Raw genomic sequence first — 13,625 nt, 5'->3', positions numbered from 1 at the left:
AATATTTTATTTAATTATCAAGGTTTGTTAAATCAAAGAACATCTGGCGAATGTCTTCATTATTATCTTTTTCAGTTAAGAATTCAAAACCTAACTTTTGGTAGAAAGTTAAAGCTCCTTTATAGGCATCTACTGTGATAAGTCTACAAGCTATTTGTTGATTTAGCTTGACACAATCTGCTATAATATTGCGAATAAAAATCATTCCTAATCCCTTGCCCTTGTAAGTTTTATCAATAGCTAAACGTCCTATTTTTACAGCAGGTACACTTTTCAAATGGCGTTTAGGATGAGGAATTAGATGACTTAAAAACTTTTTGTATTTGCTTTTTGATGGAAAATCTTCTTCCTTGAGTTGCAGACTATCGTTGAGCACACTATAGTAGCCTAAAGTACGTTCTTTATCTTCAACAATAAAAGTGGTAGCAAGCAATTCTTTTTGATATAGTAATGCTTTATTGAACAGGAAATCATTCAAATCATCATCTTCACAGTCAAAAGGTTTGATAGGGTAATTTTCTTTTAGTTGAAAGAAAGATAAACCCTCTAAGCTATTTCTTTTCAACATCTGGGTTTTCTTTAAAAATTGATTTTAAACGTTTTGCATCTTCTTGGATTACTTCCCAAGTAATGCCTTTTTTCTTTAAATTCTCTTTAAAGTTTGCTAACTTGTTGTAGAATTCTATGACTTCTTCTCCCTCAAGTATGGGAGTAGGTAAAATATCTCTTGCCATAATATTATTTTTTCTAATGTGTTGATTTTGGGTGCAAAGGTAGTGATTAATTGACAATTAACAATTATCAATTATCAATTATTTCAGTTTGCCAACTTTTGTAGGGATTTTTGCTGAGCATAGCATTGTAGTAACGCGCCTCATTGGTTACTTCCTCGCCTAACCATTCAGGATACTCAAAGGGGGTGTTTTCAGAGGGTAATTCTATCTCAGCAATCACTAATCCTTCATTGTCTCCATAGAACTCATCTACCTCAAAAAACAACTCACCATAAGGCACGAGGTAACGGGTTTTATCAATCACTCCTTTTTCACAAAGAGTGAGCAGTTGCTCAGCATCGGCTACTGCAATGGCTTTCTCCCACTCAAAACGCGTGGTACCACTCTCGTTGCTACCGCCCTTTATAGTGAGGAATGCTTCGTCGCCTTTTACACGCACTCTTACTGTGCGCTCTGGCACCGAACTCAAATAGCCTTGTGTGATGCGTATCGCCTTAGTAGCAAGTGCTTTATAAGTGTTGCTTTTTACCTTGAATTTGCGTTCTATTTCTTGTAACATAGGTTATACTTCTGTGTGACTTTTGTGAGAGAAAGGTACATACCAAGCGAGTGTTATGGAAGGAATTATTAATACGATGGCTAAGAGGAAGAAACCTAAATACCCTAAAGATTCGCTCAATGCTCCACTTGCCATTCCTGATAATGCTAAAGATAACATCGCTAAACTATTACCAAAAGCATTATGCGTCATCTGATTTTTACCAGGAGCTACTTGTTGCATAATGAAGAGAGTAAGTCCTACTGCCCCAAAACCATAACCAAAGTTTTCACCTATCACACCAAGTGCAATAGTAGTGAGATGGGTAGGCTGGAAATATGCCAATAACAAATATACTATAAATTGAATATTATAAGCACATACGAGAATAAAAAGGGATTTTTTGAGCCCTACTTTTGATACGTAATGCCCTGCTAAAATAGAGCCCGTAATAAAAGCTATAACTCCCGCTGTACCATAGATAAAACCTACTTGTTCATTGCTGAGCTCTAAACCTCCTTCAGCAACTTTCCCTTTGAGGAATAAAGGAAATATTTTCATTACAAAACCTTCAGCAAAGCGATATAAAAAGATAAAAATAAGGTAATACCAAATATGTTTTTTCCGAAAGAAATCAACGATGATACTTCCAAGTTCATTCATTTTTTCTGAAAAATCACCAGTAGTTTTTGGTTTCACATCGCGAGGTAACATATAAAAATGATAAACCCCTACAATGCCAAAAATAGCTGCACAAATACTCATAACTACCTGCCATGATGCTACTTGTGAAAAACCTTGTTCTGTTACTAACCAGCCTGCTAAAAAAATAAGCCCTCCGTTAGCCAATACTTTGGCAATATTATAAAAAGCTCCTTGCCAGCCTGAATAAGCACTTTGGGTAGCTACATCAAGCTGTTCCATATACATTCCATCAAGAGCAATATCGTGAGTAGAACCACTTAGGGCAATGATTCCCATAAATACTAATACCATAGTGAAGAAATTAGGCAGGGGCAGCGAGAAGACAATAGCCCCAAAAGCAACTGCTGATATAAGTTCGGTGATAAAAATATACTGCCGTTTCGTACCGAAAAGTTCCATTATAATACTAATGATAGGTTTTAGTGACCACGGTAAAATAATCCAACCTGTCCAAAAAGTGTGTTGTGACTTAGGAATTCCTAAATCTTCAAAAAATACTGAAGCTACCAGAGTGAGCATAATCATAGGTAACCCCATAGCAAAATAGGCAGTAGGCACCCAAGTAATAGGATTTTTCTTTTTCATAACGGTTGTTGTTTAATATGTTTTTATGCGTTTGTTAAAAAAATCCGACAAATGTACAACTAATTTGGAAATTAACAAACTTTTAAGTCTTTAACACAAAATAAGTTTTGCTCATTCGCTATTTATTTATACCTTTGCAAAGTTTTTCATATAACTCAAAAAAATCATAATTAACAAAGAATGAAAAAATCATTTATTTTAGCAACTTCAGCAGCCTTATTGTTAGCGAGTTGCGGCACTACTAAGGGCGCGTTAGACAAAGCTCCTACTTCCGCTTTTGCTGAAAAAAAATACAGCGACGACACTCTCAAAAACTGGCCTCACCAAGGTTTTAAACAAAAATTCCCAGGTATTAACTTAGATGAGGCTTATGCCCTCCTAAAAAATCTTACTCCTAAAAAAATTATCGTAGGGGTGGTAGATTCTGGTGTAGATATCAATCACGAAGACCTTAAAAACGTGATTTGGACAAACACTGCCGAAATTCCTAACAATGGTAAAGACGACGATAAAAACGGCTATGTAGACGATATTCACGGTTGGAACTTCCTCGGTAATATCATTCAAGAAAATACCGAAATGACCCGTATCTACAAAACTAAAAATACTAAAAACCCTGACTATGCCCGCGCTAAAGAAGAGTACGAAAAAGAAGCCTCTGAAGCGAAACGCACTAAGGCTTTCTATCAACAACTTATCGAAACTGCTGATTTCGCCGATAAAGCCGTACGCAAAATCGTAGGTAAAGATACTTATACCCTCGAAGATATCGAAAAAGCTACCAAAGGAAAATCTTACGACGAAATGACTACTGATATGGTAGGCTTTATGAAAGAACTTTTGGCTCGCGCTAACGATAATGAAGAAATTAAAAAAGAATTGAAAGAGGGCGTAGACTATTTCGATACTAAACTTAAATACCACTTGGGTTTAGACTTCAGTCCGCGTAAAACAATCTTGAAAGACGACGAAAACGACTTTTCTAAAAAATATTACGGCAACAATAACGTAATAGGCCCTGATAGCAAAGAAGCTCTTCACGGTACTCACGTAGCAGGAATCATTGCTGCTGAACGCAACAACGGCATCGGTATGGATGGAGTTGCTAATAGCGTATGGATTATGCCAGTACGCGCCGTTCCCGATGGTGATGAATACGACAAAGATGTCGCTCTTGCTTTGCGTTATGCAGTAGACAACGGTGCTAAAGTAATCAACACCAGCTTTGGTAAAGGTTTTTCTCCTCACAAAGAGTGGGTGTACGATGCTATCAAATACGCAGCTTCTAAAGATGTACTGATCGTAAACGCTGCTGGTAACGACTCTCAAGATATCGACGTGAAAGATACTTACCCTAACGACGAGGTAAACAAAAAAGAAATCTCTGATAATTTCCTTACTGTAGGAGCTCTCAACTATCAGTTCAACAAGAATTTAGTAGCCGAATTTTCAAACTATGGCAAACGCAACGTCGATGTATTTGCCCCAGGTGTAAAAATTTATGCTACTGTTCCTAACAACAAATACCAATTCTTACAAGGTACTTCAATGGCATCGCCTGAAGTAGCTGGAGTAGCAGCCTTGTTGCGTTCTTACTTCCCAAGTCTTACAGCTGCCCAAGTGAAGAAAATCATTATGGATTCAGGGGTGAAAGTGAATATGAATGTATATGTAGGTGAAGATAAAGGTGATGGCAAAAAACGTCCAGAAAAGAACTTTAGTGAACTTTCTACAACTGGAACTATTGTAAATGCTAAAAACGCTGTGATAATGGCAGCGAAAATAGCAAACGTTAAATTGAAATAATCAGATAATAGTTCATAAAAAAAGCTGCCCTAAGGCAGCTTTTTTTATTCGTCATCGTCATCATCTTCGTCGTCTTCGTCTTCATAACGCTCAATGAACTCATCGCTTACCGCATTGAAATCTTCGGCAGTTTTTACTATAAAAGCGTTGTTTTTCTTAAGTTGGGCTTGCTCTTCTGGAGTACCTCTCAAGCCTTTTAAACGCATTTGGATAAGGGTTTTGTAACCATCTTTCATCAAAGCATCGTAATTATCGAAGTATTTGATAGCGGCTTCAAGCAATGAAGTATCACCTTTGTAAGCACCGAGTTTGCGTACTTCTTCTTTGAAAGTTACAAGGTCTTCAATCCATTGCAAACGCACTTCTTCAGCGCGGTTGAAATCGTTGTCGTCCATAGCGTCGTTCATTTCAGCCATTTCGTCTGTACAACCATTGGTGATACACACAATTTCGTTGTTGTACTCTACGGCATTATCGTACTCACCTTTAGCGTAGTACACACCTTCATCAGGTTGCCAACCTCTTTTTTCATTGCCACCCCCCATAGCAGCATTCATTTGTTGTTGCATTTGTTGTTGCATTTGCTCCATTTGCTTTTGCATATCTTCAGCTGATCCTCCCATCATATTCTGAAGATTCTTTAGAAAATCCATCATAATCTAATTATTTTATAAAATTTTTAATAGATTGCAAATGTAATGTAAATGTTATAAACGACCACAATATCGTTTAAATATTAACAATAATTTAACGCCTAACTCTTATTTTCTTTCGTCTACCACTTCTTTAATCTATACCACTTAAATCCTATTTCCTTAATAAATAGCTATTTACAAAAAAGAGTAAAAAATATTTTCACTTTCCTGCACGTAAATAAAAATAAAAATATTACCTTTGTAGCTCAAAAAAACTTTTTGATAAAAACCGATGACAGTAGAAGTAAAAAAAGAAGGTAAATTTACATACATCGAAAAAGGTGAGGGCACTCCTATTATTATCTTACACGGCTTGATGGGTGGGCTTAGTAACTTTGAAGAAGTAGTTTCTTTTTTTTCCCATAAATATAAAGTGGTAGTCCCCGAACTGCCTCTCTTCTCTATGCCTTTGCTCACAACTTCAGTGAAAACATTGGCTAAATATATACAGAAATTTATCAAACACAAGAAGTTTGAAAAAGTAATCTTGCTCGGCAATTCACTTGGCGGACACGTAGGTTTGCTCTATGCTAAAATGCACCCTAAAAACGTACTTGGATTAGTGCTTACAGGTAGTTCTGGGCTGTACGAAAAAGCAATGAGCGATGGCTATCCACGTCGTGGTGATTACGATTTCATCAAAAAGAAATGTGAAGAGGTGTTTTACGACCCTGCCGTAGCTACTAAAGAAATTGTAGATGAGGTATTTGCTAATATCTCCGATCGTTCTAAACTTATCAAAACTTTGGCGCTTGCCAAAAGTGCTATCCGCAATAATATGGCAAAAGATTTGCCTAAAATGGAAACCCCTACTTGCCTCATCTGGGGTAAGAATGACAATGTAACCCCTCCTAAAGTCGCTGAAGAATTCCACGAACTATTGCCTAATTCCGAACTGCACTGGATAGACAAATGTGGTCACGCCCCAATGATGGAGCACCCTCAACAGTTCAACGAGATTTTAAATAAGTGGCTTGAAAATAAGGAGGTAAGATGATAAAAAAAGCTGAATTTGTGATGAGTAACTCTCAGGTGAGTAAGTGCCCCAAGGAAAATTTACCTGAATATGCTTTTATAGGGCGTTCCAATGTAGGGAAATCGTCGCTTATCAATATGCTTACCAATCACAAGAATTTGGCTAAAACTTCGGGGCGTCCAGGGAAAACCCAACTCATCAATCACTTCAAAATAGACAATAGTTGGTTTTTAGTAGACCTTCCTGGTTATGGTTATGCAAGAGTATCCAAAGAAACTAAAAAGGTATTTCAGCAATTTATTACTAAATATTTTGAGGAGCGGCAACAGTTGGTATGCGCATTTGTATTAGTAGATGTGCGCCACGAACCTCAGAAGATAGATGTAGAGTTTATGCAATGGTTAGGCGAACACGACATTCCGTTTGCTATTGTCTTCACCAAAGCTGATAAACTCAAACCTTTAGCTATTGAACGCAATATAGCTGCTTATCAACAAGTACTCCTCGAAACTTGGGAAGAATTCCCGCCCTACTTCATCACTTCCGCCGAAAACAAAACCGGCAAAGAAGAACTTACCCATTACATTGAACAAATCAATGAAGAAATAAAAAATAAGAGATAAAAAGTAGGATTTCTTACCTCTTATCTCTTACCTAATTAAAAAACTTCTGATATCACTTTCACTATATTATCCGATTTTCCCATTGAATAGTAGTGCAAAACAGGTACCCCAGCGGCTTTCAGCTCTTTACTCTGCTGAATTGCCCACTCTATACCCACTTGTTTTACCTCGTTGTTGTTCTTGCAGGATTCTACTGCTTTGATGAGCTCTTCGGGGAAATCTATTTTAAAGGCTTGTGACAGTAGGTTGAGGTGCTTTTTAATAGCAATAGGTTTAATCCCTGGTATGATAGGTACATTGATGCCTGCTTCTTTGGCTTTCTCTACAAACTCAAAATACTTCTGATTGTCAAAAAACATCTGTGTTACCACATAGTCGGCACCAGCATCTACCTTTTCTTTTAGGCGCGCCAAGTCCGAGGTGAGTGAGGGGGCTTCAATGTGTTTTTCAGGGTAACCTGCTACCCCTATACAGAAATTAGCCTTATGGTCGGCAGCAATACCATTGAGGTAAATCCCCTTGTTCAAATTGCTGATTTGAGTAACGAGTTCGGTAGCGTAGGTATGTCCGCCCTCAGTAGGCTGAAAGTAGCGTTGTTCTTTCATCGCATCACCACGCAATGCCATTACGTTATCAATACCCAAGTAGAGGCAATCTACCAATAGATACTCAGTTTCTTCTTTTGAAAAACCACCACAAAGCACGTGTGGTACAGTATCTACCTTATATTTATGCTGAATAGCCGCACAAATACCCACTGTACCAGGGCGCATACGGGTTACTTTCTTTTCCAATAGCCCATTAGGGTGTTCAATGTAATAATACTCCTCGCGTGAAGTAGTTACATCTATAAACGGAGGATTGAACTCCATTAGGGGGTCTATGTTTCGGTATAGTTCTTCAATATTATTTCCCTTTTTAGGAGGTACTACTTCAAAGGAGAAGAGCGTTTTTCCTTTGGCATTCTTAATATGGTCTGTTATTTTCATATTTTCCTTTAAATTCTTCTTTTGCTATCAGTGTATATTGTTTCACAAAGTCTGTTTTGTGAGCGGTATAAGCATCTCGGTCGTGCTCAAAAAGCTTCCAAAGAGACAATTTAAGTGTTTCATATTCTTTGGCTACCGATGGGTGTGCTTGCAGTTCATCGCGAAAATAGAGTTCGTCATTATCGCCTTCATAACGCAAGTGCAGATGAAACACACGTTCTGCAAACCCATTAATAGTATAGCCTTTATTAAAAGAAATCCTATCGTTTGTTTCATTCATACATAGATAACCTGATTGTAATATGAGTTCTTTTAGCTTCTGAAATGAACTGTCTTTTTTCACTTCTAATAATATATCAACAATAGGTTTGGCTTGTATCTTTTCCACAGCAGTACTGCCTATATGGCTTAGCCGTACCACTTCGTTAGAGGGCAATTGTTTTAAAAGGAAACTGCGTTCTTCCTCATACCATTCTTTCCACAAAGGATTATGCTGTGTAAGATTGATAGGGAACAGTTGCCACAATTCCTGCAACGACATCTTTAACAAAGGATTTTCTTCCTGTTTCATAATCCTAAACCCTACTTTTCTCTGCTAACCTTAAAATATCGCCAAATACCCCTCGTGCGGTTACCGAAGCGCCTGCGCCTGCTCCTTGTATCACGATAGGGTTATCGCCGTAAGATTCAGTGTAAATCTCAAAGATAGAGTCAGCACCTTTTACCTGACCGAGGGCACTGTTGCGCGGAACTGATACGAGTGATACGTCTAACTGAACCGTTTCGGTAGAAGCTAAGTCGCCGTGAAGGTCGCCTACATAACGCAGTACGTGGTCGGGTGCTTGCGCTTCTTTGATTTGCTGATAAGGCGCATTGAACTCGTCTAAACGTTGCAAAAAGTCTTGCACTGAGCCTTCTCTCAAATGTTCGGGGATAAGGTTTTGTATCTTCACATCGGTGAACTCATTGCCTAAATCGAGTTCGCGGGCTAAAATGAGCAGTTTGCGCCCTACATCATTACCACAGAGGTCTTCACGAGGATCGGGTTCGGTATAACCGCTGTTGATAGCGTGTTGGAGTACCTCGCTAAACGGCTTGTTTTCTGCTGAAAAAGTATTGAACAGATAGCTGAGCGTTCCTGAGAATATTCCCTTAATACGAGTGATGTTCTCGCCCGAATGATGCAAGAGGCGAATGGTGTCTATCAATGGTAAGCCTGCCCCTACATTGGTTTCGTAGAGATAAGTTTTTTGGTGTTGTTTGAGAGTTTTGCGCAGTTCTTGGTAAAAGTCAAACGAAATAGTATTCGCTATTTTATTAGCTGAAACCAAGTCGTAACCGCTCTTGATAAGTGGAATATAGTTGTCTACAAAGGTTTTGCTGGCGGTTACATCTACGGCGATGAGGTTCTCCAAGTGATTTTTATCTACAAAGGCTTGCAGAGTGTCGAAGCTATAAGGCACGGCTTCTTTATCGAAGGCAGAGCGCCAATTGTTGCCTATTCCTTTTGCATTGGTGAGCACTTGTTGTGAATTGGCAATCGCAACGATACGCAAACTGATGTTCTTGCGGTGGAGTATATTGTCGTGTGCGGCAATCACTTGGTCGATGAGGGTAGCCCCTACGGTACCTTTACCAAAGATTACCAAGTTGATACGGCGTGAAACCCCAAATATTTCACCGTGAATTACGTTCAATGCCTTGTGGAGTTTTTTGGTTTTGAGTACCAAACTCACGTTTTTGCCCGTTACGGCATTATTGATGAGCAAAGGAACGATTTGGTTGCGTATCAAAGCGTTATAAGGGTGATGAAAAGTAGCAAGCGGTTGTCCTACGATAGAAATTACAGCTACATCTTCTACGATGCTCACACTGCTCACATCATTGGTGTAGAAATCGTGTGAGAATTCCTCGTCTATAGCTGCTTTGGCAAGTTTAGCATCTTTAGAAGCTACTACCAAGCCTACCCCGCGCTCCGATGACCCTTGTGAGATGATACTCACACTGATACCTTTTTGTGCGAGTGCTTTAAAAATACGAGCATCTACCCCCACTTTTCCCAAGAGTCCGCGACCTTCCATCACGATAAGGGCATTGTCTTTAATTACTGAAATCGATTTGATACCTTCTTGCACGCTTTCTTGGTGAATGAGTGTGCCGGCGTCCTCACTGTTGAAAGTGTTTTTGATACGCAACGGAATGCCTTTTTCAATGAGTGGGATAATGGTTTTAGCGTGGAGAATAGAAGCTCCAAAGTTAGCCAACTCATTGGCTTCTTCGTAAGAAAGATGACGTATAATTTTGGCTTCGGGTACTAACTCAGGATTGGCAGTGAAGATACCGTCGACGTGGGTGTAGTTTTGCAGTTCGGAAGCGTTGAGGTAGTTAGCCAAAAGTGCTGCCGAATAGTTACTGCCATTGCGCCCTAAGGTAGTAGTGTCGCCTTTTTCGGTGGAAGCGATAAAGCCCGTAACCACTGCCACACAATTAGGAGGAATGGTTGCAAAGCGGTCGCGGGTGAGTTTTTCGGATATTGAGTTGATGATTTGTGCATTGCCTACCACAGCATCAGTTTTGAAGATTTCACGACTATCCACAAAAGTACTTTCCAAGCCTTTGTGCTGGAGTAGTGTTGCCACGAGTTTAGCCGACATCAGTTCACCTTGTGCTAATACCAAATCTTTGGTCTTAGGGCTGTAGTCTTTCAGTAGCGAAACGCCTTCAAGGAGTTTTTCGAGCAACTGAAATTCGGGCTCAAACGACACACTATCGTTATACTGCTGTTCGTCTTTCAGTTGTTGAAAGTCGGCAGTATAATCCTCGCCTTTACTCGCTTTTTCGAGCAAAGCCTCTAATTCATCGGTAGTGTTGCCTCGTGCTGAAACTACTACTGATAGAGGTTCAGTTTTAGCAAGCCCAGCAATGATACTGAGTACCTTTTCAATGCCGTCATTGGCAAGTGATTTTCCACCAAATTTTAATATCTTCATCTTATAACAATTAACAATTAACAAATTCTTACCTCTTACCTAACAAACACTTTCTTTAAATACTGTTCTAACTGTTTGTGTTCTATCAGGAAAGCATCGTGACCGTGTACGGAGTGGATTTCGTAATAGTCTACAGGTTTACCCATTTCGCGCAGTTCGGTTACGGTATCGCGGTTCTCTTGAGGAACGAAATACAAGTCGGAATCGGTGCTTACAATGGTAATGTGTGCGGTGATAGGCGCTACTGCTTCGGCAAAACTACCGCGTTCTTTTGAAATATCTATCGTTTTTACCAGTTGGTTCATCAGTTTGTAGGCGGAGAGTGAAAAGCGTTTGTGTAGCTTGTCGCCGTGGTGTAAGAGCCACGTTTCTACATTGTACAACTGCAACGGAATGTTGGTGGTGCGCTCAAATTTCAGTTTCAACGATTGAGGAGTGCGGTAACACAACATCGCGTGGAGACGTGCATCGTGCAAGGGGTGTGTAGAGTTTTTGAGTATCTGCTCTTGCAAGAGGCAGTTGCCTATAATCCAGTCGGTTGCTTTCCAATCGGCAGCTACGATTATGAGTTCTTTGAAAAGGGTAGGGGCGAGGGCTGCCATTTCCCAAGCAATACCACCACCTAACGAGCACCCTACAAGGGCAAATACTTCTTTAAGTCCTAAATGCTCGGTGAGCCCTTGGTTGAAAATACGCGCTATATCTATACCCGCCCAATGCTCATAGTTAGGAATCATATCTTCTTCGCGTGCTCCAAAACCATTACCAGGGATATTAAAAGCTACTACCGTGTATTTGAGGGTATCTATCAACTTCCCTTCACCGATGGCTTCTTTCCACCAGCCGTTTTCACCCGTTACTTGTGAATTGCCTGTAAAAGCGTGGTTTACTACCACCACCGGAGCTGTGCCTAAGGCTTTTCCAAACACTTGATAATACACCCTAAGAGCGGGGATACGCACCCCGTAGGAGGTGACAAAATCAGTAAGAGTATAATGCAAAATATCTGACATAGATTATGGGGAATATTTCTGTAACTATTATTTCAAATAGCGATTTTTTCTATTTGAAACGTAATGTACTCTGTATATGTAATTAAAGCGGCGCAAAAGTAAGAATGTTTTTCTTATAAAACAAGTTTTTGACAATGAATTGTTTAAATTTACTAATTTGCCAATAATCTTATACCTTTACCGAATCATTTAGAATTATCGAGATAATGAAAATTGTTAAACAAAATAAACATTCGTAACTATACACTTATTTTCTTTGGTAAAAAGGGAGGGTATGAACGAAAAATAGCAGTTTTGAAGGCTAAATTTTCAGCTGAAGAGTTAAAAAAAATGAAAGAATGTGTAGATTATTACTATAAATACAATGCATCTACTGAAAAAATACTATTCTCTTGTAGTATCTTCTAAATAAAATTTTGTATATTTGTAGCGAATTTTAAACTTTATACCAATGAAAAAAATATTATTAATAGCACTTTCTGTGATAGCTTTCACAGCGTGCACTAAAAAAGACAATGAGGATACTAAGCATCCTAAAGAATTACAAGGTACTTGGGTTTATGAAAAATCAATTTTGCCTGATGGTAAATTGTTTTCTGAGATAACTTCTTCTGAACAAATAGAATGTTCTAAAAAGACTAAATATACTTTTTATGGTGAGTTTTTAACCTCAGAAGAACATATTTTTAAAGGAGGTAATTGCCAGCAAAATACAGCTAGCGTAAAGTATTTCGTAGAAAATAATAAACTATGTTTAGAAAGTGCTAATGGAGTTGTACTTAAAGCTTATGATATAGTTAGTCTCACCTCCACACAGTTTGTTTTTAAATACAATAGTGAACTTAAAACATTTTTGTACTCTCAAATACCTTATGATCCAGATCTTAAAGGAAAAGGTTATACTATTGATGACATTTTGAATGTAATGCGAATCAAGAGTTGAAAAAGTAGAAAAAATAAAAGTAGTCTGATAAATCACTATCTTTGTGGTGTCAAAAAAAAATCAGATATAAATGATAAATCAGACTACGGCGACAAAATTAGTAAAAATATATTTAACAATATGTCAAAAATACGATAATTATTTACAATATTTTTGTCAGCGATTTAGCAATAACAACAAACCTGTATTTACAGATCAAGAAGTTATTACAATTTATCTATTTTGCACTGGTGTTGAACACAAGTACAAAATAAAAGAAATGTATAATTTCATCAAAGATTACTGGCTTGATTGGTTCCCTAAAATACCTTCTTATCAAGCCTTTAATAATCGTTTAAACAGACTTAGCGAAGTCTTTAAGCATATATCTATTGAACAAATTTTAATAGGAATGTCAGAGCAAAGAGAAATGTCTATCAATATTTTAGACTCTTGTCCTATTGTTACTTGTAAAGGAAATGGCAAAGGAAAAGTAGCTCGTGATTTTACTGATAAAAGCTATTGTTCCTCGAAAAAAATGTGGTATTATGGTGTGAAACTACACGCCTTAGGTGCTTATCAAAAAGGTACTCTTCCTTATTTGAAAGATTATATTGTTACCAAAGCTAGTGAAAATGATTTAAGTGTTTTCAAAGAAAATTGGCAAGAGCTAACAGATACTTGTTTTATTGCTGACAAGATTTATCAAAGTGCTGCTGTTAATGAAGTTTTGAAATCAAATAATAGTGAAATGATAACACCTATAAAAATGAAAAAGAACAAGTCAGAAGTATTAAAACAGAGAGATTTTGCTTTTGAATCTTTGTATAATAAGGCTGTTTCATCTATAAGACAACCTATTGAATCGTTCTTTAATTGGTTGAATGAAAAGACTCAAATACAATATGCTGGAAAAGTGCGCTCTAGCAAAGGACTTTTTGTCCATATCTTTGGAAAAATAGCTACTGCATTACTCTTTGAAAATTTATTTTAAACCTTGATTAGCATATGTAACAATTACTTATCGAAAACTATAAATAAAAAAGCTG

15 protein-coding genes are annotated in these 13,625 nt (G+C 38.0%); 6 read left to right on the top strand and 9 right to left on the bottom strand.

Annotation, left to right across the window (positions count from 1 at the left end; genetic code table 11):
- Positions 1-10: 10 nt before the first annotated feature.
- From CBG49_RS14400 to CBG49_RS14385, 4 genes are all read right to left on the bottom strand, one after another.
- A complete protein-coding gene (locus CBG49_RS14400) occupies positions 11-568 on the bottom strand; it encodes a GNAT family N-acetyltransferase (protein ID WP_088595029.1) in 558 nt (185 codons plus the stop codon).
- Entirely contained in the window at positions 552-734 is a 183-nt protein-coding gene (locus tag CBG49_RS14395; protein ID WP_088595028.1) for a hypothetical protein, read from the bottom strand. The genes CBG49_RS14400 and CBG49_RS14395 overlap by 17 nt, the downstream gene beginning before the upstream one ends.
- 67 nt (positions 735-801) lie before the next feature.
- Positions 802-1,293 (bottom strand): CYTH domain-containing protein, encoded by a 492-nt coding sequence (locus tag CBG49_RS14390; RefSeq protein WP_088595027.1) that lies wholly within the window; start codon positions 1,291-1,293, stop codon positions 802-804.
- A gap of 3 nt (positions 1,294-1,296) precedes the next feature.
- Positions 1,297-2,562, bottom strand: a complete 1,266-nt coding sequence (locus CBG49_RS14385; protein ID WP_088595026.1) for an MFS transporter — start codon at positions 2,560-2,562, stop codon at positions 1,297-1,299.
- A gap of 180 nt (positions 2,563-2,742) precedes the next feature.
- On the opposite strand from CBG49_RS14385, the gene CBG49_RS14380 reads away from it, so the two are divergent.
- A complete protein-coding gene (locus CBG49_RS14380) occupies positions 2,743-4,368 on the top strand; it encodes a S8 family peptidase (RefSeq protein WP_088595025.1) in 1,626 nt (541 codons plus the stop codon).
- A 44-nt stretch (positions 4,369-4,412) separates the two neighbouring features.
- Here the strand turns inward: CBG49_RS14380 and CBG49_RS14375 are convergent, their stop codons facing one another.
- Positions 4,413-5,024 carry an LIC11966 family surface protein gene (locus CBG49_RS14375; RefSeq protein WP_088595024.1) on the bottom strand — a complete coding sequence of 204 codons (612 nt, stop codon included), beginning with the start codon at positions 5,022-5,024 and terminating at the stop codon, positions 4,413-4,415.
- Positions 5,025-5,295: 271 nt separating this feature from the next.
- Here CBG49_RS14375 and CBG49_RS14370 point away from each other — a divergent pair, with 271 nt between their 5' ends.
- Together CBG49_RS14370 and yihA are read left to right on the top strand one after the other, a co-directional pair.
- Positions 5,296-6,060, top strand: coding sequence for an alpha/beta fold hydrolase (locus CBG49_RS14370; protein ID WP_088595023.1), 765 nt, complete (start codon positions 5,296-5,298; stop codon positions 6,058-6,060).
- On the top strand, positions 6,057-6,662 hold the full coding sequence (gene yihA / locus CBG49_RS14365; RefSeq protein WP_088595022.1) for a ribosome biogenesis GTP-binding protein YihA/YsxC: 606 nt from the start codon (positions 6,057-6,059) through the stop codon (positions 6,660-6,662). The genes CBG49_RS14370 and yihA overlap by 4 nt, the downstream gene beginning before the upstream one ends.
- A 35-nt stretch (positions 6,663-6,697) precedes the next feature.
- Here the strand turns inward: yihA and metF are convergent, their stop codons facing one another.
- From metF to CBG49_RS14345, 4 genes are read right to left on the bottom strand one after another with little or no spacing between them, the layout of a single operon-like run.
- Entirely contained in the window at positions 6,698-7,651 is a 954-nt protein-coding gene (gene metF / locus CBG49_RS14360; protein WP_009410407.1) for a methylenetetrahydrofolate reductase [NAD(P)H], read from the bottom strand.
- Complete coding sequence (locus CBG49_RS14355; protein ID WP_088595021.1) at positions 7,629-8,222, bottom strand: GrpB family protein; 594 nt, start codon at positions 8,220-8,222, stop codon at positions 7,629-7,631. The genes metF and CBG49_RS14355 overlap by 23 nt, the downstream gene beginning before the upstream one ends.
- Before the next feature lie 4 nt (positions 8,223-8,226).
- Positions 8,227-10,641, bottom strand: coding sequence for a bifunctional aspartate kinase/homoserine dehydrogenase I (gene thrA / locus CBG49_RS14350; RefSeq protein WP_088595020.1), 2,415 nt, complete (start codon positions 10,639-10,641; stop codon positions 8,227-8,229).
- 35 nt (positions 10,642-10,676) lie between these two features.
- Complete coding sequence (locus CBG49_RS14345; RefSeq protein ID WP_088595019.1) at positions 10,677-11,654, bottom strand: alpha/beta fold hydrolase; 978 nt, start codon at positions 11,652-11,654, stop codon at positions 10,677-10,679.
- Positions 11,655-11,867: 213 nt separating this feature from the next.
- Here CBG49_RS14345 and CBG49_RS14340 point away from each other — a divergent pair, with 213 nt between their 5' ends.
- From CBG49_RS14340 to CBG49_RS14330, 3 genes are all read left to right on the top strand, one after another.
- Positions 11,868-12,062: a hypothetical protein gene (locus CBG49_RS14340; RefSeq protein ID WP_088595018.1), complete on the top strand. Its 195-nt coding sequence runs from the start codon at positions 11,868-11,870 to the stop codon at positions 12,060-12,062.
- A 43-nt stretch (positions 12,063-12,105) separates the two neighbouring features.
- Positions 12,106-12,597, top strand: a complete 492-nt coding sequence (locus CBG49_RS14335) for a lipocalin family protein (RefSeq protein WP_088595017.1) — start codon at positions 12,106-12,108, stop codon at positions 12,595-12,597.
- A gap of 70 nt (positions 12,598-12,667) precedes the next feature.
- Positions 12,668-13,570 carry a transposase gene (locus CBG49_RS14330; protein ID WP_088592837.1) on the top strand — a complete coding sequence of 301 codons (903 nt, stop codon included), beginning with the start codon at positions 12,668-12,670 and terminating at the stop codon, positions 13,568-13,570.
- Positions 13,571-13,625 lie beyond the last annotated feature (55 nt).

Source organism: Capnocytophaga endodontalis, from assembly GCF_002209445.1.
Taxonomy (GTDB): domain Bacteria; phylum Bacteroidota; class Bacteroidia; order Flavobacteriales; family Flavobacteriaceae; genus Capnocytophaga; species Capnocytophaga periodontitidis.
This window is presented reverse-complemented; position numbering and strand designations above follow the sequence as displayed.